We start from the raw sequence: 24,062 nt of genomic DNA, 5'->3' as shown, positions 1-24,062 counted from the left end.
CCCCACACCCCCGGAGGGTTCAGGGAAGGGGCGGGGAGGGGCCCACTACGCCAACTACGCCAGCAGCGCCGGGATCGTCGCCTCGTGGGTCTCCCGCAGCTCCGCAAGCGGCACGCTGAACTCGCCCTGGACCTCCACCGACTCGCCGTCGACGACGCCGATCCGGGTCGCGGGCAGGCCCCGCGCCCCGCACATGTCCGTGAAGCGGAGCTCCTCGCTGCGCGGGACCGCCACGATCGCGCGGCCCGCCGACTCGCTGAACAGGAACGTGAAGGCGGACAGCCCGTCCGGGACGACCAGGCGAGCGCCGTGACCGCCACGCAGGCAGGACTCGACCACGGCCTGGACCAGACCGCCGTCGGACAGGTCGTGCGCCGCGTCGATCATGCCGTCGCGCGAGCCGGAGATGAGGATCTCGCCGAGGAGCTTCTCCCGGTCCAGGTCCACCCTCGGCGGCAGCCCGCCCAGGTGGTCGTGGATCACCTGGGACCACGCCGAGCCGCCGAACTCCTCCCGCGTGTCGCCCAGGAGGTACAGCAGCTGCCCCTCCTGCGCGAACGCGATCGGCGTACGGCGGTTCACGTCGTCGATCACACCGAGGACGGCGACGACCGGCGTCGGGTGGATCGCCGTGTCACCGGTCTGGTTGTAGAGCGAGACGTTGCCGCCGGTCACCGGGGTGCCGAGCTGGAGGCAGCCGTCGGCCAGGCCGCGCGTGGCCTCGGCGAACTGCCACATCACGTCCGGGTCCTCGGGCGAGCCGAAGTTCAGGCAGTCGGAGATGGCGAGGGGCTTCGCGCCGGAGGCCGCCACGTTGCGGTACGCCTCCGCCAGCGCCAGCTGCGCACCCGTGTACGGGTCGAGCTTCGCGTACCGGCCGTTGCCGTCCGTCGCCATCGCGACCCCGAGGTTCGACTCCTCGTCGATGCGGACCATGCCCGCGTCCTCGGGCTGCGCCAGGACCGTGTTGCCCTGCACGAACCGGTCGTACTGGTCCGTGATCCAGGACTTGGAGGCCTGGTTGGGGGAGCCGACCAGCTTCAGGACCTGCGCGCGCAGCTCCTCGCCGGACCGCGGACGCGGCAGCTTGCCCGCGTCGTCGGCCTGGAGCGCGTCCTGCCAGGAGGGACGGGCGTACGGACGCTCGTACACCGGGCCCTCGTGGGCCACGGTCCGCGGCGGTACGTCCACGATCTGCTCGCCGTGCCAGAAGATCTCCAGGCGCTCGCCGTCCGTCACCTCACCGATGACGGTGGCGATGACGTCCCACTTCTCGCAGATCTCCATGAACCGCTCGACGTACCGCGGCTCGACGACCGCGCACATCCGCTCCTGCGACTCGCTCATGAGGATTTCCTCGGGCGAGAGCGTCGCGTCGCGCAGCGGGACCGTATCCAGCTCCACGCGCATACCGCCCGAGCCCGCCGAAGCCAGCTCCGAGGTCGCACAGGACAGGCCCGCGCCACCCAGGTCCTGGATGCCCGCGACCAGCTTCTCCTTGAAGATCTCCAGGGTGCACTCGATGAGGAGCTTCTCCTGGAAGGGGTCACCGACCTGGACCGCCGGACGCTTGGCCGGACCGGTCGACTCGAAGGTCTCCGAGGCCAGGACCGACACACCGCCGATGCCGTCGCCACCCGTACGGGCGCCGTACAGGATCACCTTGTTGCCGGGGCCGGACGCCTTCGCGAGGTGGATGTCCTCGTGCTTCATCACGCCGATGCACCCGGCGTTGACCAGCGGGTTGCCCTGGTAGCACTCGTCGAAGACGACCTCGCCGCCGATGTTCGGCAGGCCGAGGCAGTTGCCGTAGCCGCCGATGCCCGCGACCACGCCCGGCAGGACGCGCTTGGTGTCGGGGTGCTCGGCCGCGCCGAAGCGCAGCGGGTCGACGACCGCGACCGGGCGGGCGCCCATCGCCAGGATGTCGCGGACGATGCCGCCGACACCGGTGGCCGCGCCCTGGTAGGGCTCGATGTACGAGGGGTGGTTGTGGGACTCCACCTTGAAGGTGACCGCGTAGCCCTGGCCGACGTCGACGACGCCCGCGTTCTCGCCGATGCCGACGAGCATCGCGTCGTTCTCGGGGACCTTCTCGCCGAACTGGCGCAGGTGGACCTTGCTGCTCTTGTACGAGCAGTGCTCCGACCACATCACGGAGTACATGGCGAGCTCGGCGCCGGTGGGGCGGCGGCCCAGGATCTCGCGGATCCGGGCGTACTCGTCCTCCTTGAGGCCGAGCTCCTTCCAGGGCTGCTCGACGTCGGGCGTCCCGGTGGCGTGCTTGACGGTGTCGAGGCTCATCAGGCGTTGACCAGCTTCTTGAGGATCGAGGTGAAGAAACCGAGGCCGTCGGTGCGGCCGGTGCCGACCAGCGGCTCCACGGCGTGCTCGGGGTGCGGCATCAGGCCGACGACGTTGCCGGCGGCGTTGGTGATGCCCGCGATGTCGCGCAGCGACCCGTTGGGGTTCATGTCGAGGTAGCGGAAGGCGACGCGGCCCTCGGCCTCAAGCTCGTCGAGCGTGCGCTCGTCGGCCACGTACCGGCCGTCCATGTTCTTGAGCGGGACACTGATCTCCTGCCCGGCCGTGTAGTCGGCCGTCCAGGCGGTCTCGCTCGTCTCCACCCGCAGCTTCTGCTCGCGGCAGATGAAGTGCAGGTGGTTGTTGCGGAGCATGGCGCCCGGCAGCAGGTGCGACTCGGTCAGGATCTGGAAGCCGTTGCAGATGCCGAGGACCGGCATCCCGGCCTTCGCCTGCTCGATGATCGTCTCCATCACCGGCGAGAAGCGGGAGATGGCTCCGGCCCGCAGATAGTCGCCGTAGGAGAAGCCTCCGGCCAGGACGACCGCGTCGACCTGCTTCAGGTCCTTGTCGCGGTGCCACAGCGACACCGGCTCGGCACCCGCGATCCGCACGGCCCGCAGGCTGTCGCGGTCGTCGAGCGTCCCGGGGAAGGTGACGACACCGATGCGAGCAGTCACTTGGACTCCTCGACCTTCACGGTGAAGTCCTCGATGACGGTGTTGGCGAGGAACGTTTCAGCCATCTCGTGGATGCGGGCGAGGGCGGCCTCGTCGAGGGGCCCTTCCACATCGAGCTCGAAACGCTTCCCCTGGCGGACATCCGCGATCCCCTCGAAGCCGAGACGGGGCAGTGCGCGCTGCACCGCCTGTCCCTGCGGGTCGAGGATCTCCGGCTTGAGCATGACGTCGACTACGACGCGTGCCACTGGCACTCCCGTGGTGGTGTGGTGCGAAGGCGGTTCCCTCAGAGTACCCGGCCGGAAAATCTACGCGAGTAGATATCGGAGGTGTCCGATCACGTTCCGGTTTCGGTCGCGACAACACGTGGGAAAAATCCCGGGAAAAACGGTCCATGCACATTGCGGTCGGACACGCGGATGCAATTGGCTGGGCTTCACAATGCAATGCCTGCCGCTGTACAAAGGTTTCTCAGGGGAAACCCGAGCGAAACAGCATTGCTCCAAAACTGCCGGAAGGCCGGGATCGCCGCACGTCAGACACGTGGGAACGGCGGACCGTAGGAAGGAACCGATATCCGTGGCTCAACGCGTAGTGGTCACGCTCTCCGACGACCTGGACGGCGGAGAAGCGGCGGAAACGGTCACGTTCGGCCTGGACGGGAAGGCCTACGAGATCGACCTCAATCCCGCCAATGCAAAGAAACTGCGCAAGGCCCTCGCCCCGTTCGTCGAGGCGGGCCGCAAGCAGTCGAAGTCCGGGAAGGCGTTCCGGCACACGGCCGTCGCCCCCGACCCGGCGGCGGTCCGCGCCTGGGCCCGGTCGAACCAGATGGAGGTGCCCGCGCGCGGCCGCATCCCCAAGAAGGTCTACGAGGCGTTCGGCGCGGCGGTCTGAGGGCGCCCGAGGACGAGCGGTTGCCGGGGCCCCGGACTGGCGGCCCCGGCAGCCGAGTTGCGTTGCACCCGGGGTGATCAGCTAGAGTCTGGAGCACGCCGAGGGGCGAGGCCGGAAGGCCGAGTCCCCAGCAGCGTGCGGGTGTAGTTCAGTAGTAGAACATCCCCCTTCCAGGGGGAAGGCGCAGTGTGCAATTCCTGTCACCCGCTCTGCATCGCTTACCGACCACAGTTGTGGATCAGGTACAGTGGTGTTCGCACCGCCGGTGAGAGCCAGGCGGCAGCAATGCGGACGTGGCTCAGTTGGTAGAGCATCACCTTGCCAAGGTGAGGGTCGCGAGTTCGAATCTCGTCGTCCGCTCAGGAAGCAAAGGCCCCGGTCATCACGACCGGGGCCTTTGTCGTTTCCCCAGGCAAGCGCTGCTGACATTTGTCATCCCGACCCATGACACCCCGCACTGCCCCCGGCCCCCATCCGGCGGAACGCTGGACGCATGCCAGATGTGATCGAGGTCGAGGAGCTGCGGCGCACTTACGCCGGGGGCTTCGAGGCCGTTCGTGGAATCTCCTTCTCCGTGGCGCGCGGCGAGCTCTTCGCGCTGCTCGGCACCAACGGCGCGGGCAAGACGTCCACCGTCGAGCTGCTCGAAGGCCTCGCCCCGCCGAGCGCCGGATCCGTCCGGGTGCTCGGCCACGACCCGTACACCGAGCGCGCCGCCGTACGCCCCCGCACCGGGGTGATGCTCCAGGAGGGCGGCTTCCCGTCCGAGCTGACGGTGGCCGAAACCGTACGGATGTGGGCGGGATGTACGAGTGGTACAGAAAAGGGGGCGCGGCGAAGCCGCTCGGTGAGGGGTGGTGGTCGGGCGACGGGTGGGCCGGTGGGCGAGGCGCTGGAGCTCGTCGGGCTCACCCGGCGCGCGGACGTACGCGTCAAGCAGCTGTCCGGCGGCGAGAAGCGGCGGCTCGATCTCGCCCTCGCCCTGCTCGCCCGGCCCGAGGTGCTCTTCCTCGACGAGCCGACCACCGGCCTGGACGCCGAGGGCCGCCACACCACCTGGGAGCTGGTCCGCGAACTGCGCAACGCGGGCACCACCGTGCTGCTGACCACCCACTACCTGGAGGAGGCCGAGGCGCTCGCCGAGCGGCTCGCGATCCTCCACGAGGGGCGCATCGCCGCAGCCGGGCGCGTGGACGAGGTGGTCGCCGCCCAGCCCTCGCACCTCTCCTTCGAGCTGCCCGACGGCTACCACCTGGGCGACCTCCCGCCGCTCGCCCGGCTCGGGGTCGCCGGCCACGAGATCGAGGGCCGGACCGTACGGCTGAAGACCACCGCGCTCCAGCACGCCGCCACCGAGCTGCTGCTGTGGGCCCGGGACAGCCGCGTCGAGCTGCACGGCCTCGACATCCGGGCCGCCTCCCTCGAAGAAGCCTTCCTGCAGATCGCCCGCGAACAGGAGCCGACCCGATGAGCACCACGGCCGTCGAACCGCGCGTCGGGACGCCCTCGCCCAGCACCCCCGCCTCCCGGATGAAGGCGCTCGCCCGCGCCGAACTCACCCTGCTCGGCCGCAACAAGGCGGCGATGTTCACCGCGCTCGTGCTGCCCGCGATGCTCACCTTCTCCATGAGTTCGGCCGCGCGCGGAATGGACCTGAAGGACACCGGGCTGACCGTCGGCACGGTCCTGCTGCCCGGCTCGCTCGGCTACGTGCTGCTCTTCGCCGTCTACTCGGCCCTCGTCGGCGTCTTCGTCGTACGCCGTGAGGAGCTCGTCCTGAAGCGGCTGCGCACCGGCGAGCTGCGGGACCGCGAGATCCTCGCCGGTGCCGCGCTCCCGCCGGTGGCGCTGGCGCTCGTGCAGTGCGTGCTGCTGGCGGCCGGCTGCACCGTCGTGATGGACATGGCCGCGCCCCGCGCGGTGTGGCTCGCGGTGGCCGGACTCGCCCTGGGAACCGCCCTGATGTGCGTCCTCGCGGCGGCGACCGCGGCCTTCACCCGGTCCGCGGAGGCCGCGCAGATCTCGGTGATGCCGATGCTGCTCCTGTCGATGGTGGGCTCCGGCATGGTCGTACCGGTGGACCTCATGCCCGACGCGATGGCGCAGGTCTGCGAACTGCTGCCGCTCTCCCCGGCGATCGCCCTGATCAGGGGCGGCTGGACCGGCGCGCTCGACACCGGCGAGGTGCTCGGCCGGCTCGCCACGGCGGTGGCCTGGACGCTGCTCGGCGTGTTTGCTGTACGCAAGTGGTTCCGCTGGGAACCACGGCGCTGACACAGGGGGATGACGGGTGCTCGGTCGGATACGCCGGATCAGCGGCTGGCGGCGGCGCTGGCAGGCGCGCAGCAGGATCCAGAAGATGGACCTGTACACGCGCAACACCATGAAGTCGATGCTCTGGTTCTTCCTGCTGACCTGGGGCGGCCTCCCGCTGCTCGCGGCCGGCCCCCGCAGCGCGCTGGTCACCGCGCTCAGCGTGGCACTGCTCGTGCTGAACATCGCGCAGGGCGTCGTCGGCACCCGCCGGATCGGCCCGGCCTACGACGACTACCTCGGCCACGGCACCTTCCCCCGCCGCCTCCTGGCAGCCCCGGCCGTGCTGCTCGGCGTCGGCACCGCCCTGCTCGCGGCGCTCACCGCCATGGACTCGCGCAGCGCCTTCCCGCTGCTCCTCACCGACCTGCCGATCGCGCTGATGATCCCGTACGCCCTGCTGGTCCCGGCCCGCACCTTCCTGCTGCACTGCCTGGGGTACGCGGCCGCGGTCGTCGCCTTCTTCGCGGCGGCCGGGGTGCGGGGCATGGAGCTGGTCGCGCCGCTGCCGATGGTGGTGGCCACCGGCGCCCTGATGCTGATCACGGTCCGGCCCGGCGCCTGGGGGCTGCGGAACATGTGGCAGGCCGAGGAGGCCAAGGACGTCCAGGCGCGGCTCGCCGTCGCCGAGGAACGGCTGCGCTTCGGGCGGGACATGCACGACGTCCTGGGCCGCAACCTCGCGGTGATCGCCCTCAAGAGCGAGCTCGCCGTGCAGTTGGCCGAGCGCGGACGGCCCGAGGCGGTGGCCCAGATGATCGAGGTCCAGCGCATCGCGCGGGAGTCGCAGCGAGAGGTACGGGAAGTGGTGCGCGGATACCGCGAGGCGGACCTGGCCGTCGAACTCGACGGCGCCCGGGGCGTGTTGGAGGCCGCCGGGATCGACTGCGCGGTCACGGGCGCGGCGGACGGGCTCCCCGCCGGGGTGCAGTCGGCGCTCGGCTGGGTGGTGCGCGAGGCCACCACCAATGTGCTGCGGCACGGAAACGCGCGCAGATGCGCGATCCGGCTCGCGGCCGACGGCCCGGCCGTCACCCTGGTCGTGGAGAACGACGGCGTCCCCGACCGCGCCCCCGCCGCCCCCGGCTCGGGCCTGGCGGGGCTGCGCGAACGGCTCGCCCCGATGGGCGGCACGCTGGAGGCGGCGCGCACGGGCGAACGCTTCCTGCTGACGGTGACCGTGCCGCTGCACAGCGCCGCGGAACTGGCCGAGGAGCTGACCGTATGACGACGTCCGACCCGGCACCGGCGTCCGGAGCGGGGGCGGGTTCCGGGGACGCGCGGACACGCGGACCGGGGGCGCCCCTGCGCGTCCTGCTCGCCGACGACGAGCATCTGATCCGGGGCGCGCTCGCCGCGCTGCTCGGCCTCGAAGACGATCTGACCGTGGTCGCGGAGGCCGCGTCCGGGCCCGAGGCGCTGGCGATGGCGCGGGCGCACCGGCCCGATGTGGCCGTGCTGGACCTGGAGATGCCGGGGGCGGACGGTGTGAGTGTCGCCACATCCCTGCGGGCCGAGCTGCCCGGCTGCCGCACCATGATCGTGACGAGCCACGGGCGGCCCGGCCACCTCAAGCGGGCACTCGCGGCCGGGGTGCGCGGCTTCGTACCGAAGACCGTGAGCGCCCGCACACTCGCCGAGATCATCCGGTCCGTGCACGCGGGAAACCGCTATGTGGACCCTGAGTTGGCGGCCGACGCGATCTCCGCCGGGGACTCTCCGCTGACCGCTCGCGAGGCGCAGGTGCTTGAGCTGGCGGCGGACGGGGCGCCCGTCGCGGAGATCGCGGAGCGCGCCGGACTCTCCCCGGGAACAGTCCGGAACTACCTCTCCTCGGCCGCCACGAAGCTCGGTGCCGAGAACCGTCATACGGCCGTGCGTCTCGCACGCCGCCGCGGGTGGGTATAGTTAGCTGCGCGCTACGGCGCATGCGGACGTGGCTCAGTTGGTAGAGCATCACCTTGCCAAGGTGAGGGTCGCGAGTTCGAATCTCGTCGTCCGCTCAGCGAAAGAAGCCCCCGGTCGGATCTCCGACCGGGGGCTTCTTCGTGTGCTCAGCTCCAGCTGGTGCCGGTCAGCTGCTCGTACGCCTCCAGGTACTTGGCGCGGGTGGCGTCCACGACGTCCTGCGGCAGCGGGGGCGGCGGCTGCTCGCCGTGGCGGTCCCAGCCGGACGCGGCGGAGGTCAGCCAGTCGCGCACGTACTGCTTGTCGTACGACGGCTGTGCGCGGCCGGGCTCCCAGGTCTCGGCGGGCCAGAAGCGCGAGGAGTCGGGCGTGAGCACCTCGTCGGCGATCACCAGCCGGTCCTCGCCGTCGACGGTCTCGAAGCCGAACTCGAACTTGGTGTCCGCGAGGACGATGCCCCGGTCGCGGGCGATGTCGCGGGCGCGGCCGTAGACGGCGAGGGTCGTCTGGCGCAGCAGCGCGGCGGTCTCCGCGCCGACCTGGCGGGCGACCTCCTCGTACGAGACGTTCTCGTCGTGGTCACCGACGGCGGCCTTGGTGGCGGGCGTGAAGATCGGCGCGGGCAGCTCGGAGCCGTTGCTGAGCCCCTCGGGCAGGGCGAGCCCGCAGACCGTACGGGACTCGTCGTACTCGACGAGGCCGGAGCCGGTGAGGTAGCCGCGCGCCACGCACTCGACCGGGACCATCCGCAGCGACTTGCAGATGAGCGTGCGCCCGGCCCAGTCGGCGGGGGCGCCGTCGGGGAGCTCGGTGGAGAGCACGTGGTGGGGGACGAGGTCGGCCAGCCGGTCGAACCACCAGAGCGAGAGCTGGGTGAGCACCCGGCCCTTGTCGGGGATCTCGGTCGGCAGCACCCAGTCGTACGCGGACATCCGGTCGCTGGCGACCATCACCAGGTCGCCGGCCTCGTTCTGGTAGAGGTCGCGCACCTTGCCCGTGTGGAGGTGGGTGAGGCCCGGAACCTGAATCGGCTCGGGCTTTTCTACAAATCCGGACACGGTTCCTCCGCGTAGATTGATCCAGGAGCGCTTCCGATTCTCTCGCACGCGACGGGTACCCCGTGACGGGGGCTCGTCGCGGCCGCCAGGGCCTGTCGTCACCTTCCCGTCGTCAGCCGAAGGGCGGCCCCGCGGGGTCTGGTGCGTGCTCTCGGCGTGCCGGGCGGAAGTCCTCGCCCTGGACGTACTTGGGCTCCCGCCCGGTGCGGCGAGTGGGGGTCCCCCTGCTCGAAGAGCTCGGGGAAGCGTGCCAGGCGTAACGGGGCAGGCGGGAAATCGGCGACAGGCCCTAGTCCCTCTTGCAGATGCGGTCGAGGAGGTTGGCGGTGGCGCGCTGGATGCGGGGGTCGGTGTGGCCGGGCCGGTCGAGCGCCGGGGACCAGGCGAAGGTGCCGGAGGCGAAGACGAGCGCGCCGGAGGGGGCCCGGTAGAGGGAGGTCTCCTGGTGCCGGACGGCCCCTTCGCTGTCGCGGTACGGCGAGTGGGCGAGCAGGATGCGGTCCTGGTGCTCGGGGAGCGCGGTGCGCGGGAAGTAACGATCGGCCTCGCCCGCCACCAGCCCGTCGATCTCGTCCCCCTCGCCCGCGCCGGTGGCCTCCCAGAGCCAGTGACCGGCGTTCCGCACGACCAGCGGGGACGGCTCGGGCACCCGCCCCGTGTACTGGATCCCCAGCAACTGCTGTTCGGGACGGGCGACTTCGCGCCACAGCGCGGGCTTCCCGGGTCCGCGCCGCTTGCGGCAGGTCAGCAGCCGGTCGGCGACTCCGGACGGCGAGGGCGCGAGTTCGACCTGCCAGTACAGCGTGTTGGCGGAGAGGAACACCAGCGAGGTGCCGTGCTCCCGGGCGAGCTCGACGGTGCGGCGCATGGGGGCCGACCAGTACTCGTCGTGGCCGGGGAAGACGAGCCCCCGGTAGCGGGTGGGGTCGATGCGCCCGGCGTGCAGATCGCGGGTGTCGGCGTACGCGAGGTCGTATCCGTACCGCTCGGCCCACCGGATGAAGTCGTACGCGTGCCCGACGTGCAGCGGCAGCCCCGCGCCGGCATAGGGCCGGTCGAAGGACACCGTGATGGCGGCGTCCTCCTCGCCGAGCAGCCGCCCGTCCCCGTCCCAGGCGTGGTAGAGCGAGGCGCCGGTGCGGCCGTCCTCGGGGAAGAGGTTGTAGGCCTGCCAGGTGATGTCGGGCAGCAGGAGCAGCAGATCGGCCGGGTGGCTGTCGCGCACGGTGAACGGGATGTGCGACCGGTACCCGTCGGCGGTGGTGAGCACGGCCACGTACGCGCCGATCGAGGCGTGTGACGGGACCTGGTACCGCCACGAGAGCCACCAGTGGTGGCAGGAGACGGTCCGGTTGGCGGCGAGCGGTGCGGGCTGCACGATCCCGGCGAGCCGGGGACTGGTGGAGACATGGGCGGCACCATCGCCCCCGTAGTGCCCGATCCGATAGATATCGACCGAAAACTGCTGCGGCGGATCGACGGTGATATGGAAATCGATCGCCTCACCGGGCGCGACGGCCCCGGTGGAGGCGAACCCCTTGATCTGCTTCCGTACGTCGTCGGCGGTACGGGGCCCGGAGGCGCTGCCGGTGCCGGCGCGGGCGGGCTCGACGTACCAGGGCACCACGTGCCCGGTGTCGTCGAAGTAGTGCTCCCCACCACGCAGCCAGGGCAATGGCCCCTGCCCGAAGGGATCGGAGACGGCGTGCGCGAGCGCCCCCGACTCCCACCGCCGGATCTGCTCCGCCCCCATACCACTCCCCTCCTCCACTCCCCCGACACCGCCGGTCAGCGGTCGGTCTCCAGCACATCACATAACGCGCGCACTCCGTCACTGTTCGTCGTGAATTGACTCGATACGGAAGGGGATACTCCGTTTAGGGGGCCGGGCGCGAACCGTCTGTGGCCCTTCTGGCCCGGTGTGCGTCTGCGGGTTGTGCGTGGCTGGGCACGCAGTTCCCCGCACCCCTGGGAATTGTGGTCACCGGGGTTGCCGCAGGGATCGCCCCGCAGGGGCGCTTTCAGGGGCGCGGGGAACTGCGCGACCAGCCACAGACGGCCTCCAGACGAACGGGGAGCGGGGTGCAGGGGCCCGCAGGCCCCGCGAGGGGTGCAGGGGCCGCAGGGGCCGCCAGGGGTGCAGGGGCCGCCAGGGGTGCAGGCCCCGCCAGGGGTGCAGGCCCCGCCAGGGGTGCAGGCCCCGCCAGGGGTGCAGGGGGCCTAGCCCCCGGGAACCCGCCTCCACCTCCACCCACCCCCGGAGGGTCCAGGTGAAGGGGCGGGGAGGGGCCGAACCCCCGTCACACCAGCCGCACCGGCTTCTCCGCCCGCACCCCCACCGCCACCAACCACCGCCGAAGCGGCTCCGCATCCCCCTCCTCCAGCAACGCGAGCACCCGGGAAGCCAGATCCCCCTTCCGCTCCCCGCCCACCAGCAGCGCCGGCCCGTCCAGCCAGTCGAGCCCCGGCGCCGCCCCCGCCGTGTCGACCGCCGCGCAGCACACCATCGCCGTGACGTGGTCGGCCAGCAGTTCCCGCCCCGTCCGCGGCGGCTGGAGCGGGAAGAGCGGGACCGAGTCGCCCCACACGTCCGCCGAAGGCGGGGGCGGACCCGCCGCCTCCTCGACGGCCACGGCCACCTCGATGCCCGCGGCCAGCGCCTCCCCGTCCTGCCCGGCGAGATGCTCAAGCACCCGCGCCAGCGTCGGGGCGGCGGGCTCCGCACCCGGCCGCGTCCCCATCCCGTCGAGCACGCGGTGCAGCCGGGCCGCCTCCGCACGCCACTTCCGGTCGACGACTTCCTCCGGATAGTGCTGCCAGTCCACCGGCGACCAGTCGGGCCCGGGCTCGGCCGGGCCGCCGTGGAACAGCCGGGCGGCGAGCAGCGAGGCCGCCTCGTCGGCCGCCCCCGGCTCTTCGAGGAGGTCGCACGCGGGCCGCTCACCGAGCCGGGACGCGAACCCCTCGGCCAGCCGGTCCCGCCGCGACAGCTCGGTCAGCGCCGAGACGACCCCGGCGTCGAGCCGGGAGGGCCACCGCCCCATCCGCCAGGCGGGCAGCGCGACCCGGGTGAGCAGCCGGTCCCAGCCCGCGTAGGCGAGCCCGACCTGCTCCTGGGCGACGATCCGCAGCCCGTAGTCCACGGTCTGGGCCCGCTCGGAGGCCGCAGCCGCGACCCCCCGTTCCATCTCGGCGGCGTGCGACCGGCAGCCGCGCAGCAGCAGCCGCGCGACCGGGCCGACGAAGCCGAGCACCAGCCGCGCCCCCCGGCCCGCGCCGGGCCCGCTGGTCACGGCGACGGCCGCGTCCAGGCCCCGTACGAAACGGCGGGCCGAGGCTATGTCGGGCTGCGCGGACGGCCCGGTGCCGGCCACCACGGGCGCCAGGATGGCCCGCAGCTCACCGACCCGCATCCACCACAGGAACGGCGACCCGATGACGAGGACGGGCGCGGCGTCGGTGCGGCGCCGCACTCCAGGTATGCCCAGCGGGCCGTGGCCCAGCCGCTTCCGTACCGAATGGGCCGGGTGGGTGCGGTCCTCCAGCCAGCTGTCGCAGTCCGGGGTGAGCGCTATGGCCGAGGGCGCGGGCACGTCGAGCCGGTCGGCCAGGTCCCTCACCAGCCGGTACAGATCCGGCGCCGAGGACTCGGCCAGCTCGACCGTCGGAGAGAGCGCGGGCGTCGCCCGTACGATCACGGCCGTGACCGCGGCGGCGGCCAGCAGCACCACGGCCGCCGCGCCCGTCACCGCCCAGCGGGCCGTGGCCCAGCCGCGCCCGTCGATCCGGCCCTGCACGTCCGCGACGAGCAGCACGACGGCGACGGCCGCCGGCAGCAGAGCGAAGGCCAGCGCCCGGCTGCGTACCCGCAGCACTGCCAGCGCTCGCGAGCGCGCAGACCGCGCGCCCGCCTCACCACCCATCCCGGAACCGGACACGGCCGGACGTCACCCCCTCTGCCCTGCGTCGGCGTTGCTCACTCCCCCACTGTGGCACCCCCCACTGACATCGCAATGCCGGTGACCCAAGTGCCGGACCGCTCCCGCCGCACCCTAGTTGCGCCCCCGCCACCCGTCATCCGGATGGCCCACCCGTCACTCGATGGAATGGCTTTGGGGTGGGGTTGGGTGGGGGTTGGGCGGGGTTGCAGGGGGCCGACGCAGCCGCCGAGCCCAAAAAGGTCCGGGACGCGGCCCCGACGAGGCCGCGCCCCGGACCAGGGCACCAGAGGAAGACATCAGAGGCAGACGCCCCGCGTCACACCTGCGCGTCCGCCGCCTTCCGGGCGATGTCCGTACGGTGCTGCGCCCCGTCGAGCCGGATGCGCCCGACCGCCGCATACGCCCGCTCGCGGGCCTGCGCCAAGTCCGCCCCGGTCGCGGTGACCGAAAGAACCCGTCCGCCCGCACTCACCACCGCGTCGCCGTCCCGCCGCGTCCCCGCGTGCAGGACGTACGCGTGCGGCGCGTCCTGGGCCGCGACCTCGTCGAGCCCGTCGATCGGGTCGCCCGTCCGGGGCGTACCGGGGTAGTTGTGCGACGCCACGACGACCGTGACCGCGGCGTCGTCGCGCCAGGCCAGCGTCGGCTGTACGTCCAGCGTCCCGTTGGCCGAGTGCAGCAGTACGCCCGCGAGCGGCGTCTTCAGCCGGGCCAGGACGACCTGCGTCTCGGGGTCGCCGAAGCGGGCGTTGAACTCGATGACGCGCACGCCGCGCGAGGTGATCGCGAGGCCGGCGTACAGCAGCCCGGAGAACGGGGTGCCACGGCGCCGCAGTTCGTCGACCGTCGGCTGGAGCACGCTCGCCATGACCTCGTCGACGAGCTTGGGGTCGGCCCACGGCAGCGGCGAGTACGCGCCCATGCCACCGGTGTTGGGGCCCTCGTCGCCGTCGAGCGCGCGCTTGAAGTCCTGCGCGGGCTGCAACGGCAGCACGGTCACGCCGTCCGTGATCGCGAAGAGCGAGACCTCGGGGCCGTCGAGGAACTCCTCGATGACCACACGGTCGCAGGCCAGCGCGTGGGCGCGGGCCTCCTCGACGTCCTCGGTGACGACGACGCCCTTGCCGGCCGCGAGACCGTCGTCCTTGACGACGTACGGGGCGCCGAACGCGTCCAGCGCCTCGTCGATCTCGGCCGGGGTGGTGCACACATAGCTGCGGGCGGTCGGCACGCCGGCGGCGGCCATCACGTCCTTGGCGAAGGCCTTGGAGCCCTCCAGCCGCGCCGCCTCGCCCGAGGGTCCGAAGCAGGGGATGCCCACGGCCCGTACGGCGTCGGCCACCCCGGCGACCAGCGGCGCCTCGGGCCCGACGACCACCAGGTCGCTGTGGAGCGAGGCCGCGAGGCGGGCGACCGCCTCGCCGTCCAGCTGGTCCACGGGGTGGAGTTCGGCGACCTCCGCGATCCCGGCGTTGCCGGGGGCGCAGTGCAGCGCCGTCACGTCGGGGTCGAGGGACAGGGAACGGCACAGGGCGTGCTCGCGGGCGCCGCCGCCGATGACAAGGACCTTCACGGCAGCCAGCCTAGCCGGAGTGGCGGATTCTCCCTCGTACGGGTCACCGAACCCCGTACCGCTACTCGTTCGTATATTCCTCCACCACCGTCGCACCGAGCTCGCGGACGATGAGGTCGTGGCCGGAGAGCGCGTTGTCCACGAGGTCCGGGTCGTCGTCCTCCGGAACGTCGTCCTCCGGGCGCACCGGCGGCGGCTCCTGCGCCACGGGGGGCGCCTGCCTGACGGGGGCGGAGGCCTGCGGCGGCTGCTGTACGGGGGCGGGCGCGGCCTGGGGCGCGGGGGCGGCCGGGGGCTGGTGGCGGGAGGGGCCGCCACTTTGAGCGGCGTAGCCGCCGGGGTTGCCGGAGCCGCCGCCGCCGAAGTTGGCCGCCGCGGCCGGGGGCTGGGAGCCGCCGGACGGATCGATGATCGCCTCGACCTTCCACTGCACCCCGAAGCGCTCGCCGAGCACCCCGCGCAGCACTTCCTCGCTGCCGCTGCTCGCGAAGTTGTCCCGGGCGCCCGCGTTGATGAACCCGAGCTGCAGGGTGGTGCCGTCGAATCCGGCCACCTGCGCGTTCTGACTCAGCAGGATCCAGGTGAAGCGCCGCTTGTTCTTCACGGCCTCCAGGATGTCCGGCCACATGTTCCGTACGTGGACGGCGCTGCCGGGGTTCGCGGCGGGGGCGGCGGCGGGAGCCTCAGCCGGGGCCGGGGGCTGTGCGGCCTGGGCGGGCCGGCCCGGGGTGGAGGCGGAGGGCCAGGCTCCGGTGCCGCCGGAGGTGGGGGCGGCGGGGGTGGAGGCCGCGGGGCTGGGGGCTGCGGGGGCGCCGCTCCCGGAACCGGAACCTCCGGCACCCGGCCAGGCGCCGGGCCGCTGGGCACCGCCGCCCTGACCGCCACCTTGACCGCCTCCGGCGCCACCGGGAGCGGCGGCACCGGGCCAGGCGCCCGGGGCGGGGGCCTGCGAGACGGGCTCGGGGGCGGGTGCGGGCGGGGCCTGGACCGGCGGGGCGACGGGGGCGGCCGGGGCGGGTGCCTGGGGCGTGGGCGGGGCCACCGGGGCGGCGGCACCGCGCGCGGCGGACCGGGCGGCCTCGGGACCGTGTCCAGGACCGTTTGGGGCGACTGTGGGGGGCATGGGCGGGTGGGCCTCGGCCCCCGGCACGTACCCCATCGCGGGCCCGGTCCCCGCACCCGGCTGGAAGTGGGCGCCGCGCTCCAGCCGGTCGAGCCGGGCACGGACCGAGCGCTCGTCGTCGTACGCGGCGGGCAGCAGCACACGCGCGCAGATCAGCTCCAGCTGGAGCCGGGGCGAGGTGGCGCCCCGCATCTCGGTCAGCCCGGTGTTGACGAGGTCGGCGGCCCGGCTGAGCTCGGCGGCGCCGAACACGGACGCCTGGGCCTGCATGCGCTCGACGACGTCGACGGGCGCGTCGATGAGCCCCTTCTCCCCGGCGTCCGGGACGGCGGCGAGGATGACGAGGTCCCGCAGCCGCTCCAGGAGGTCGGCGACGAAGCGGCGGGGGTCGTTGCCGCCCTCGATCACCCGGTCGACGACCTCGAAGGCGGCGGCGCCGTCACCGGAGGCGAACGCGTCCACCACGGAGTCGAGCAGCGACCCGTCCGTGTAGCCGAGGAGGGAGGTGGCCATGGCGTACGTCACACCGTCTTCGGCTGCACCGGAGAGGAGCTGGTCCATGACGGACATCGAGTCACGCACGGACCCGGCCCCGGCGCGCACGACGAGCGGCAGCACGCCGTCCTCGACGGGAATGCCCTCCCGCCCGCAGACCTCGCCCAGGTACTCCCGCAGGGTGCCGGGGGGAACGAGCCGGAAGGGGTAGTGATGGGTCCGCGACCGGATCGTCCCGATGACCTTCTCGGGCTCGGTCGTGGCGAAGATGAACTTGAGGTGCTCCGGCGGCTCCTCGACGACCTTCAGCAGGGCGTTGAAGCCCGCCGAGGTGACCATGTGGGCCTCGTCGATGATGTAGATCTTGTACCGGCTGCTTGCGGGGCCGAAGAAGGCCTTCTCGCGCAGCTCACGGGCGTCGTCCACACCACCGTGCGACGCGGCGTCGATCTCGATGACGTCGATGGACCCGGGCCCGTTACGAGCGAGGTCCCGGCACGACTGGCACTCGCCGCACGGAGTCGGCGTCGGCCCCTGCTCACAGTTCAGGCACCGCGCGAGGATCCGCGCACTGGTGGTCTTCCCACAGCCGCGCGGCCCGCTGAACAGGTACGCGTGATTGACCCGGTTGTTCCGCAGCGCCTGCTGCAGCGGGTCGGTGACATGCTCCTGCCCGATGACCTCGGCGAAGGACTCCGGGCGGTAGCGGCGGTACAGCGCAAGGGACGACACACCTACGAGGTTATCGGGGCGGACTGACAACCGGACCCGCGTCGCCGTCCACGGCCGCGAGCACCACGCCCCGGCCCGGCCCCACCACCCCGCCACCCACTGGGCCGACCGGGCACCGCGACGGCCTCCCCGCAAACGAAAGCGCCCCCCACGCACCCGCCAGAGCCGACCTACCCTTGCTGCCTTCCGGCCCTGGGGGAGTTCAGTCAGATAGCGCCACGTGAGGGGCTCCGCACAGGGTACCCGATCCCCGACCGGGGGACGAGTTCGCGAGCACCCCTCAGCGTCTTGTATTGTTTGCGGCGGAGGATTCGCCTAGTGGCCTAGGGCGCACGCTTGGAAAGCGTGTTGGGGGCAACCCCTCACGAGTTCGAATCTCGTATCCTCCGCCAGTGCCTCACCGGGCACTTGAAGACCCCGACCGGGAAACCGGCCGGGGTCTTCTGCGTTCCGTGGTCTCAGTTCCAGTCTCGTTTATTTGCCTCAAAACCGGACCTTCCCCGCGTTCCAGCCTCGATGGCCTATCCCTCGTACTCCCAAGGGTTCAGCAGCAGTGCACCTGATCGCGCCAGATGCTTGATGTTGCGGCTCACGAGCGTCCAGCCGTTCGCCAAGGCAGTGGCGGCGATCAACGCATCGGGTGGATCGATGCTGGTTCCGGCATTTTTGAGCCTCCGGTGAAGAGCGAGGTAGGCGAGTGCCTCCCGCTCGCCTACGGCGGCGATCCGGTCGCGGTACTGATCACGGAGGTCCGTGAGCGCCCGCTCGAAAGCCGTACGCCGCACCGGATCAGGTGTTCCGGCAATGCCTGCTTCGATCTCCGCGACCGTGATGACGCTCAGGTAGAGGGCAGGAGACGGAACCGAGCGAGCCCAGGCGACGACGGCAGGGGCAGGCTTCGGCCGGGTGGTGATCTCGGCGACCACATTGGTGTCGAGCAGATAGATCACTCGCCGTCAGCCGCATCGTCATAGGACCGCTGCCCGAACTCCAGACCCTCGAACGGGGCCGCCGCAAGTCGCTCAAGGAACCCGTCGCTGCCCAGGGTCGCCCAGCGGTGAAGCATGTCGGGCAAGGCATCGATGTCGGTGTCGGCGAGCTCGGCATCGAAGTGCCCAAGCTGATGCTCGGGCAGGGACTCCCGGATCTCCCGGATCGTCCGCAGCGGATGGGACTGAGGATGGGACTCCTCGGGTCTGCGCGGCGGGAGCGGCAGATTCGGGGCAGTGCTCATGATCGGCTCCTCCACGCTGTGGTCACGGGCTCATGCCTGAAGACCACCCTAGGCCGGGCGGTCCTGGAGAGGGTCGGAAACGACCCGAATCCGAGATTTGACGGGACCCGTCCGCCGAGTCGCCGCCAGCTGTGTCTGGCAGCCGCCGCCTGCCAGCGACAGTAACGCCCCTTTGGTTGGAACCAGCTGAACGAAGCTGTCGGGCTGGACACAATGGGGAGCGCCGCCCTGTAGCCGGTTTCGTGGCACGTCGCGCGCACCGCGGCATTGGTACGTGGCGAAGTTCAGCTGTCGTCCCCTCCATCGAAGGTATCGAATGACGCAGAGCTCAGCCGCCCGAGCCGGACGCTTCCACATGGGGCGCTTGTCCGAGGGGCGGCCCCAGGCCCTGGACTCCTGGCGTGTGACCACAGACGATGCCGATGTGGCCACCCGTGTCGCCAGCTTCCTGGGTGGCGAACCTCAACGGAACGAAGGGGGAGGAGGCGGTCTTGCCCACGAAGTGCTGACGAGCCGCGAGAGCGTACGCATTCTGCTGGATGGGCCTGACGCGGTGGCGGCTCGTATGGTCCTCCAGGGCATTAAGGGCATCATCCACGAGTGCGACGGCGTGGAGTTCCTGTCACCGGAAGAGAAGAAGGGCCAGCCCTGCGGCTGCCCTCCACTGCTTGAGAACAGGAAGCTGGCGGCCAAAAATGGCCGCGGCCCGATGCCGTCCATCGACATCACCTTCCGGATCGCAGCGGCACCTGCGCTGGGCCCGTTCCACTTCATGACGACCTCGTGGCAGATGGCCGCACAGCTATCCGACCTGCTGAACGCGCTGGAACGTGTCGACGGCCCGGCCGTCTGCGACCTCACCATGGAGCTCGTCGTCTATACGACCAAGACGGGCAGGAGCGTCTGCTACCGAAAGCCGGTGGTCACGGTACTCGGCACCCCCGACACCGTGGCGCCCGAACCCCCGCCACCGGCCGAGCCCACGCCCGCCCCGGCACCATCCGCACCCCGCCGCAAGGCCAGGCCGGCCCCTGAGCCGACCACCCCGCCCGCGCCGCAGTCGAGCCACTCGGTCAACGTGGATGCCGTTCTGCTCCGCCGTGCCGCCCAGGTGCTGGGCACCGGCGACCACCAGGAAACCGTCATCGCCGCCCTGTCCGAGATCGTGGCAGGACGGCAGCAGACCACGGAGCTTGCCCGGCTGCGAGAGGATGTCGAACGCATCGCCGCCATCGCGGGGCAAGCGCTCCAAGGCCGGGATTACTCACTCACCTGACCGGCTCCCACCGTCTCGCAGTGATCACCGGCAGCCGGGGCAGGCTGGTCTCAGTCCTGGTCTCATTCACCTCCGTCCGAGACTGTTCGGACGGGTCTGGACCGAACGCTCCGCCGCAGGTCAGGACGCCCCTGACCTCCTCCGGACCCCCGTACGAACATTTGGAAAGCGTGTTGGGGGCAACCCCTCACGAGTTCGAATCTCGTATCCTCCGCCAGTGCCTCACCGGGCACGATGTCGAAGGGCCCCACCGCTTGCGGTGGGGCCCTTCTTCGTTCGTGGTTGCAGTGGCCCGCCGGATCCGCCGCGCACGCAAGATGACAGGTGTCTGACCAATGCGCCCGGTGCCAGGCCCGTGGAAGCTGATGCGCAGCATCGCCTCGGTGGCACGCCGGGACAGAGGCCAGGCCAAGCACCCGCTTCAACCGCTCTACCGAGCAGCTGCCGCAGGCCTCACAAGGAAACCTTCACGCACCGAAGGCCGTCGATCTGAGATTCCCCTCCTACCTGTGGAGACCGTGACCGGCCTTCAGGCCGACGAGCTCCGCGGCTACGCCTTGCACAGCTCCGGAGAGTTGCCGGAGCTCACCATCCCCCGCCTCATACGCCGAATCACCGCCGGCATCCAGGCCCGCACGACCAGCCTGACCGCCTGCCTGGAACACGGACGGTCGCCGGAAGTCACCGGGGAACTCGGCGGGCCAGAAGGCCGATCCAGCGATTGAGGCTCATGGGCGTCGGCGGGACGTAATCCCGCATGGGACCGTCTTCACTTCGGACGTGGACGACCTGGAGAAGCTGGTACCGGACACGACCGTCGTCAAGAAGGTATGACCCGGCGCCCTGGTCCGAGTTCTGGTCTCGTTCACCTACGTCGAAGACCGCGAGGCCCAGGGGCAGAAGGGGACCCCACCGGCTGACCGGCACCCCGTCGCGCGGCGCGGATCACACCGCGACGAGGCGCACCGGATCGCCGCAGAGCTTCGCCATGTCGTCGATGTCCGAGGTGAGCATCACGACCGGGCGCTGCTGCCGCAGCGCCACCTCCGCGACGACCGCGTCAATGGCGTACTTGTGACCGTGCAGACCGGCGTTCAAGAGCAACTCCGAGGCGCTCTTGGCCTCCTCGTCCCCCAGGTGCACGATGCGGATCCCGGACAGCAGCCAGGCGAGTCTCGCCTTGTCGGTCCGGCGGTGCGTTGCCTCGATGATGGTGAGCGCGCTGATCACCACTTCCATACCGCGCTTGCGGGCCTCTGCGACCAGGGCGATCACCGGCTCGTGGTCGTCGACGAGCTTCGAGAGGCCCTCCCAGTCGAGGACGAGAGTGCCCTCATGACTCAGCTTGCGGCGGGCCACTGGCCGTCCTCGGTGAACACCTCGTCGAAGACCAGCCGGGCGCGTTCCTGCTCCTGCTCCGAGATGGGGCCCTTGCGACGCTCGTAGTCAGCCAGATACTCGTCCAGGATCTGACCACGCAGCTCGCGCTCGACTGCCGCCGCGACGAAGGCGGAGAACTCTCGCTTGCCCACCCGCTGCCTGATGGCTTCGGCCGTCCCCTCAGGGAGCGAAAGGCTCACCCTGGTCGCCGGCCCCTCACCGATGCTGTACGGAGTCTCGGTCACCCACTGAAATTATCAAAGGAGTAGGAATCCTGCGGGTCCAACCGTCGGACCTCCTCCCCCTCCTCGATGTCATAGAACCCCTCCCCCTCCCATCCCCGAATCGTCGCGTGGTCCCGTTCCACCACCCTCGGGTCCTCGTGGATCAGGTAGACAGCGCCGGGGCGGGTGAAGAGGTCGGTGGTGCGGGGGATGTAGGCGCCCGCCTTGGGGGCGGGGGCCAGGAGGCTGTGGAAGGACGGGAGGGTGTGGAGCGGGGTCCAGTCGAGGTCGCGGCGGAGCCGGCCGCTTCGGGGGCAGATGAAGCTGACGCCGCGGGCCACGCGCCGGGGCGGGGGCGGCGGGGGGCCGCCGCGGGCGTACAGGTCGGGGTCGAGCAGGGCGTGGACCGTCTCCGTCACCGGGTTGCGGCCCGTCGCCCGGGTGATCGCCGAGAGGTCCGCCGTGCCCTGGAGGCGCGCGGCCGTCTCCACCAGACGGGGGCCCGACGGGGTCGCGATGACCTCCGTGTGGGACGGGCCCCAGGTGTTGCCCACCGCGGTGAGCACCTCTCGTACGTAGGCGAGAACGGCGGCGGATTCCTGCGACCGGGGGTTCAGGAGTTCCGTGTAGTCGTACACCGGTGACGTCCCCACCACCGTCTTCACCGATCGCCAGATCTCCAGCACCGTGTGGTGGCCCGCCGCACTCACGCAGTTGACCATGTACTCGTCGCCCCGCAGATACTCCTGGACCAGGACCGTCTCGTTGCGCTCGCCGTAGATCGACTCGCTGCCCAGGAGCTTTCCGGCCGCGCTCGCCGTCTCGTCCGGGTCGGCGCAGAAGAGCACGCCGTCGGTGCCGCCGCTGCGCAGGGGCTTGACGATGGCCGGGGCGCCGCCGTGGAGCAGCGCCACCGCCCGGGCCTCCTCCGGTGTGGTGACCGCCGCGTGCCACGCCGCGGGGACCCCGGCCGCCACGAGCGCGCGCTGCATCTCCTGTTTGTCGCGGCGGGCCGCCGACGTCGCCGGGTCGTTGTGCCGGGGCAGGCCGAGCGCGGCCGCCAGGCGGTCGGCCAGGGCCACGCCCGAGTCCGTGCCCGCGATCACCCAGCCCACCCGGTGCGGGCGCAGCGCCCCGAGCAGGGCCGTCAGGTCGCCCTCGTACGCGTAACAGGCCTCGTACGCCTCCGGCGCGAACGTGCGCAGATGGGCCGTCGAGCGCTCCGCCCGGTTCTCCACGTGCACCGCGCCGATCCCGTACGCCGTGAAGGCCGGGGCCAGCAGCGCGCCCGTGGAGTGGCCGTCCACCACCACCGCCACCCGGTCGTTGATCGTCTGGATCGGCATTCTCGTGGTCCCCCTCGTGAGTCTCTGCGGGCCTCTCAGGCCAGCCAGGCGCCGTCCTTCATCAGCGTGCGGCCCGCCAGTTCGTTCGCCTCGCGCCACGCCTGGACGCGCTGCGGGGCGACGCGGAAGTACAGGTACTCCTGCTTCTCCTCGCGCGGGTCGAAGCCGGTCCTCGCGGCGAACGCGTCCGCCGACTCCGGCTCCAGCGCGCCCTCTTCGACCGGTACGGCGGTGCCCTCGACCAGCACCACGTCCCGGGTCGCGCCGAAGGCCAGCCGTACGGCGGCGTTCGCCACGAGGTTGCGGCTCGTCGGTGCCGTACGGACCGTGGAGATCAGGAACGTCGTGCCGTCCCAGAGGAACGAGAGGGGGACGAGGTAGGGCGTGCCGTCCGCCGAGGCCGTCGACACCCAGGTGTCGACGTCGTTCTCGAAGCGCTCGCGGGTGCCCTTGATCCGCTCGTCGAGCGTGCGCGCTGCTGGAGGAGTCATGGTCATGAACCTAACCCAGCCTCTTCCTCAACATGCCTACGGGAAACGCCCGTTGCCCCTGCTCCGCTCACCCCCACAGCTCCCGCGCCGGTGCCTGGAGCCAGCCGTCCTTCGCCGGCATCCTCGGCTCCACGTCGTCGACCAGGCGCAAGTGGCCGTCCAGGTCGACGAACTCCGCCAGTTGGGCGGCGTGGAAGCCGACGGCCGCGGAGAGCGAACTGCCGGGCAGACAGCCGACCATGACGCGCAGGCCCTCGCGGCGGGCGCGGCCGATGATGCGCAGGGCGGCGGTGAGTCCGCCGCACTTGTCGAGCTTGACGTTGACCCCGTCGTAGAGCCCGCGCACCCGCTCCAGGTCGCCCTCGGTCCCGAAGGACTCGTCGGCCACGATCGGCAGGGGGCGAGGCAGTCCCCGCAGACCCGGCTCGGAGGCCGCGTCCACGGGCTGTTCGAGCATGCGGACGCGGTGCCTCTGCAGGAGCGGCAGCATGACGCGCAGGGTGTCCAGGTCCCAGCCGCCGTTCACGTCGACGACGATCCGCGCGTCCGGGCGGGCGGCGCGCAGCCGCTCCAGGCGGCGTACGTCGTCGTCGGCGTCCGGGGAGCCGAGCTTGAGTTTGAGGACGCGTACGGAGCGGCTCTCGGCGATCTCCTGCTCCAGCTGCTCCGGGTCCGCGAGCGAGATCGTCGTCATGATCTCCAGCGGCTCGGGCTCGGGCGTGCCGAGCAGCCGCCACACGGGGACGCCGGCGCGTTTGGCCGCCAGGTCCCACAGTGCCGCGTCGAGCGCGTTGCGGGCGGCGCCGCGCCGGAGCCGGGAGAGCAGGTCCGCGCGGTCGGCCGTGCCGCTCTCGACGAGCGGGCCGACCTCTTCGAGTTCGGCCACCGTTTCCTCGGCGGAAACCTCGAAGAAGCTCTCGAAGGGCGCTCCTTCACCTCGTCCGAGATGAGCACCGTCGCGCGACTTCTCGCGTAACTCGACGCGTACGACCGTGCACGTGAGGTCATGGCCGCGCGCATACGTGTAGGGAAGTCCGAAGGCAATCTCCTGGCGTACCACTGCGAACTGCAATGAATCCACGCCGAG

The 24,062-nt window shown here is 71.5% G+C and carries 22 protein-coding genes, 4 tRNA genes and 1 other RNA gene; 11 read left to right on the top strand and 16 right to left on the bottom strand.

Annotated elements, in window-relative coordinates:
• Positions 1-54 precede the first annotated feature (54 nt).
• Genes purL through purS form a run of 3 tightly spaced genes read right to left on the bottom strand, consistent with a single transcriptional unit; the run spans position 55 to position 3,232 of the window.
• Positions 55-2,304, bottom strand: coding sequence for a phosphoribosylformylglycinamidine synthase subunit PurL (gene purL, locus ACFWA7_RS25940; RefSeq protein WP_385549505.1), 2,250 nt, complete (start codon positions 2,302-2,304; stop codon positions 55-57).
• Positions 2,304-2,984 (bottom strand): phosphoribosylformylglycinamidine synthase subunit PurQ, encoded by a 681-nt coding sequence (gene purQ / locus ACFWA7_RS25935; protein WP_385825460.1) that lies wholly within the window; start codon positions 2,982-2,984, stop codon positions 2,304-2,306. Before purQ ends, purL begins: the two co-directional genes overlap by 1 nt.
• Positions 2,981-3,232, bottom strand: coding sequence for a phosphoribosylformylglycinamidine synthase subunit PurS (purS, locus tag ACFWA7_RS25930; protein WP_067162360.1), 252 nt, complete (start codon positions 3,230-3,232; stop codon positions 2,981-2,983). Before purS ends, purQ begins: the two co-directional genes overlap by 4 nt.
• A gap of 331 nt (positions 3,233-3,563) precedes the next feature.
• Between purS and ACFWA7_RS25925 the strand changes: the two genes are divergently transcribed.
• The 8 genes from ACFWA7_RS25925 to ACFWA7_RS25890 all read left to right on the top strand — a co-directional run bounded on the left by ACFWA7_RS25925 (position 3,564) and on the right by ACFWA7_RS25890 (position 8,197).
• On the top strand, positions 3,564-3,881 hold the full coding sequence (locus tag ACFWA7_RS25925; protein ID WP_385549511.1) for an Lsr2 family protein: 318 nt from the start codon (positions 3,564-3,566) through the stop codon (positions 3,879-3,881).
• A 137-nt stretch (positions 3,882-4,018) separates the two neighbouring features.
• Positions 4,019-4,090 (top strand) — tRNA-Gly (locus ACFWA7_RS25920).
• Between the two features lie 78 nt (positions 4,091-4,168).
• Positions 4,169-4,241: transfer RNA gene (locus ACFWA7_RS25915), tRNA-Gly, on the top strand.
• Positions 4,242-4,374: 133 nt separating this feature from the next.
• On the top strand, positions 4,375-5,352 hold the full coding sequence (locus tag ACFWA7_RS25910) for an ABC transporter ATP-binding protein (protein ID WP_385825458.1): 978 nt from the start codon (positions 4,375-4,377) through the stop codon (positions 5,350-5,352).
• Entirely contained in the window at positions 5,349-6,155 is an 807-nt protein-coding gene (locus ACFWA7_RS25905) for an ABC transporter permease (protein WP_385825456.1), read from the top strand. Before ACFWA7_RS25910 ends, ACFWA7_RS25905 begins: the two co-directional genes overlap by 4 nt.
• 16 nt (positions 6,156-6,171) lie before the next feature.
• The gene (locus ACFWA7_RS25900) at positions 6,172-7,422 is read left to right on the top strand and encodes a sensor histidine kinase (RefSeq protein ID WP_385825454.1); all 1,251 of its coding nucleotides are present in this window, start codon (positions 6,172-6,174) and stop codon (positions 7,420-7,422) included.
• On the top strand, positions 7,419-8,102 hold the full coding sequence (locus ACFWA7_RS25895) for a response regulator (protein ID WP_385825452.1): 684 nt from the start codon (positions 7,419-7,421) through the stop codon (positions 8,100-8,102). Before ACFWA7_RS25900 ends, ACFWA7_RS25895 begins: the two co-directional genes overlap by 4 nt.
• Before the next feature lie 22 nt (positions 8,103-8,124).
• A tRNA-Gly gene (locus ACFWA7_RS25890) sits at positions 8,125-8,197 on the top strand.
• 51 nt (positions 8,198-8,248) lie between these two features.
• Here ACFWA7_RS25890 and ACFWA7_RS25885 read toward each other — a convergent pair.
• From ACFWA7_RS25885 to ffs, 6 genes are all read right to left on the bottom strand, one after another.
• Entirely contained in the window at positions 8,249-9,160 is a 912-nt protein-coding gene (locus tag ACFWA7_RS25885) for a phosphoribosylaminoimidazolesuccinocarboxamide synthase (RefSeq protein ID WP_385549526.1), read from the bottom strand.
• A 289-nt stretch (positions 9,161-9,449) separates the two neighbouring features.
• Positions 9,450-10,913, bottom strand: coding sequence for a N,N-dimethylformamidase beta subunit family domain-containing protein (locus tag ACFWA7_RS25880; protein WP_385825450.1), 1,464 nt, complete (start codon positions 10,911-10,913; stop codon positions 9,450-9,452).
• A 547-nt stretch (positions 10,914-11,460) separates the two neighbouring features.
• Complete coding sequence (locus ACFWA7_RS25875) at positions 11,461-13,098, bottom strand: hypothetical protein (RefSeq protein ID WP_385825448.1); 1,638 nt, start codon at positions 13,096-13,098, stop codon at positions 11,461-11,463.
• Between the two features lie 319 nt (positions 13,099-13,417).
• Positions 13,418-14,674, bottom strand: coding sequence for a phosphoribosylamine--glycine ligase (purD, locus tag ACFWA7_RS25870; RefSeq protein ID WP_385825446.1), 1,257 nt, complete (start codon positions 14,672-14,674; stop codon positions 13,418-13,420).
• Positions 14,675-14,735: 61 nt separating this feature from the next.
• On the bottom strand, positions 14,736-17,024 hold the full coding sequence (locus ACFWA7_RS25865; protein ID WP_385825444.1) for a DNA polymerase III subunit gamma and tau: 2,289 nt from the start codon (positions 17,022-17,024) through the stop codon (positions 14,736-14,738).
• Positions 17,025-17,158: 134 nt separating this feature from the next.
• Positions 17,159-17,257: signal recognition particle sRNA small type (gene ffs, locus ACFWA7_RS25860), an RNA gene on the bottom strand.
• Between the two features lie 71 nt (positions 17,258-17,328).
• On the opposite strand from ffs, the gene ACFWA7_RS25855 reads away from it, so the two are divergent.
• A tRNA-Ser gene (locus ACFWA7_RS25855) sits at positions 17,329-17,416 on the top strand.
• A gap of 129 nt (positions 17,417-17,545) precedes the next feature.
• Here the strand turns inward: ACFWA7_RS25855 and ACFWA7_RS25850 are convergent.
• Positions 17,546-17,974: a type II toxin-antitoxin system VapC family toxin gene (locus ACFWA7_RS25850; RefSeq protein WP_267830147.1), complete on the bottom strand. Its 429-nt coding sequence runs from the start codon at positions 17,972-17,974 to the stop codon at positions 17,546-17,548.
• A complete protein-coding gene (locus ACFWA7_RS25845; RefSeq protein WP_385541363.1) occupies positions 17,971-18,258 on the bottom strand; it encodes a hypothetical protein in 288 nt (95 codons plus the stop codon). The genes ACFWA7_RS25850 and ACFWA7_RS25845 overlap by 4 nt, the downstream gene beginning before the upstream one ends.
• 403 nt (positions 18,259-18,661) lie before the next feature.
• Between ACFWA7_RS25845 and ACFWA7_RS25840 the strand changes: the two genes are divergently transcribed.
• Both ACFWA7_RS25840 and ACFWA7_RS25835 read left to right on the top strand, forming a co-directional pair.
• Positions 18,662-19,534 (top strand): hypothetical protein, encoded by an 873-nt coding sequence (locus ACFWA7_RS25840; RefSeq protein WP_385825442.1) that lies wholly within the window; start codon positions 18,662-18,664, stop codon positions 19,532-19,534.
• A gap of 509 nt (positions 19,535-20,043) precedes the next feature.
• The gene (locus ACFWA7_RS25835) at positions 20,044-20,259 is read left to right on the top strand and encodes a hypothetical protein (protein WP_385825440.1); all 216 of its coding nucleotides are present in this window, start codon (positions 20,044-20,046) and stop codon (positions 20,257-20,259) included.
• Between the two features lie 220 nt (positions 20,260-20,479).
• On the opposite strand, the gene ACFWA7_RS25830 is transcribed toward ACFWA7_RS25835, so the two are convergent.
• The 5 genes from ACFWA7_RS25830 to ACFWA7_RS25810 all read right to left on the bottom strand — a co-directional run bounded on the left by ACFWA7_RS25830 (position 20,480) and on the right by ACFWA7_RS25810 (position 24,056).
• The gene (locus ACFWA7_RS25830) at positions 20,480-20,893 is read right to left on the bottom strand and encodes a DNA-binding protein (protein ID WP_385541357.1); all 414 of its coding nucleotides are present in this window, start codon (positions 20,891-20,893) and stop codon (positions 20,480-20,482) included.
• Positions 20,875-21,159, bottom strand: a complete 285-nt coding sequence (locus ACFWA7_RS25825; protein ID WP_385541355.1) for a hypothetical protein — start codon at positions 21,157-21,159, stop codon at positions 20,875-20,877. The genes ACFWA7_RS25830 and ACFWA7_RS25825 overlap by 19 nt, the downstream gene beginning before the upstream one ends.
• Positions 21,156-22,484: an ATP-grasp domain-containing protein gene (locus tag ACFWA7_RS25820; RefSeq protein WP_385825439.1), complete on the bottom strand. Its 1,329-nt coding sequence runs from the start codon at positions 22,482-22,484 to the stop codon at positions 21,156-21,158. Before ACFWA7_RS25820 ends, ACFWA7_RS25825 begins: the two co-directional genes overlap by 4 nt.
• Positions 22,485-22,519: 35 nt before the next feature.
• A complete protein-coding gene (locus tag ACFWA7_RS25815; protein ID WP_385825437.1) occupies positions 22,520-22,975 on the bottom strand; it encodes a pyridoxamine 5'-phosphate oxidase family protein in 456 nt (151 codons plus the stop codon).
• A gap of 67 nt (positions 22,976-23,042) precedes the next feature.
• Positions 23,043-24,056 carry a dipeptide epimerase gene (locus tag ACFWA7_RS25810; protein WP_385825434.1) on the bottom strand — a complete coding sequence of 338 codons (1,014 nt, stop codon included), beginning with the start codon at positions 24,054-24,056 and terminating at the stop codon, positions 23,043-23,045.
• Positions 24,057-24,062 lie beyond the last annotated feature (6 nt).

The sequence above is a fragment of the Streptomyces sp. NPDC059994 genome (assembly GCF_042737755.1).
GTDB lineage: Bacteria > Actinomycetota > Actinomycetes > Streptomycetales > Streptomycetaceae > Streptomyces.
This window is presented reverse-complemented; position numbering and strand designations above follow the sequence as displayed.

Excerpts from the sequence above, each read along its gene's own strand:
- ACFWA7_RS25880 (WP_385825450.1), bottom strand. The coding sequence starts at position 10,913 with ATGGGGGCGGAGCAGATCCGGCGGTGGGAGTCGGGGGCGCTCGCGCAC.
- ACFWA7_RS25820 (WP_385825439.1), bottom strand. The coding sequence starts at position 22,484 with ATGCCGATCCAGACGATCAACGACCGGGTGGCGGTGGTGGTGGACGGC.
- purL (WP_385549505.1), bottom strand. The coding sequence starts at position 2,304 with ATGAGCCTCGACACCGTCAAGCACGCCACCGGGACGCCCGACGTCGAG.
- ACFWA7_RS25910 (WP_385825458.1), top strand. The coding sequence starts at position 4,375 with ATGCCAGATGTGATCGAGGTCGAGGAGCTGCGGCGCACTTACGCCGGG.
- ACFWA7_RS25895 (WP_385825452.1), top strand. The coding sequence starts at position 7,419 with ATGACGACGTCCGACCCGGCACCGGCGTCCGGAGCGGGGGCGGGTTCC.
- ACFWA7_RS25845 (WP_385541363.1), bottom strand. The coding sequence starts at position 18,258 with ATGAGCACTGCCCCGAATCTGCCGCTCCCGCCGCGCAGACCCGAGGAG.
- ACFWA7_RS25905 (WP_385825456.1), top strand. The coding sequence starts at position 5,349 with ATGAGCACCACGGCCGTCGAACCGCGCGTCGGGACGCCCTCGCCCAGC.
- ACFWA7_RS25815 (WP_385825437.1), bottom strand. The coding sequence starts at position 22,975 with ATGACTCCTCCAGCAGCGCGCACGCTCGACGAGCGGATCAAGGGCACC.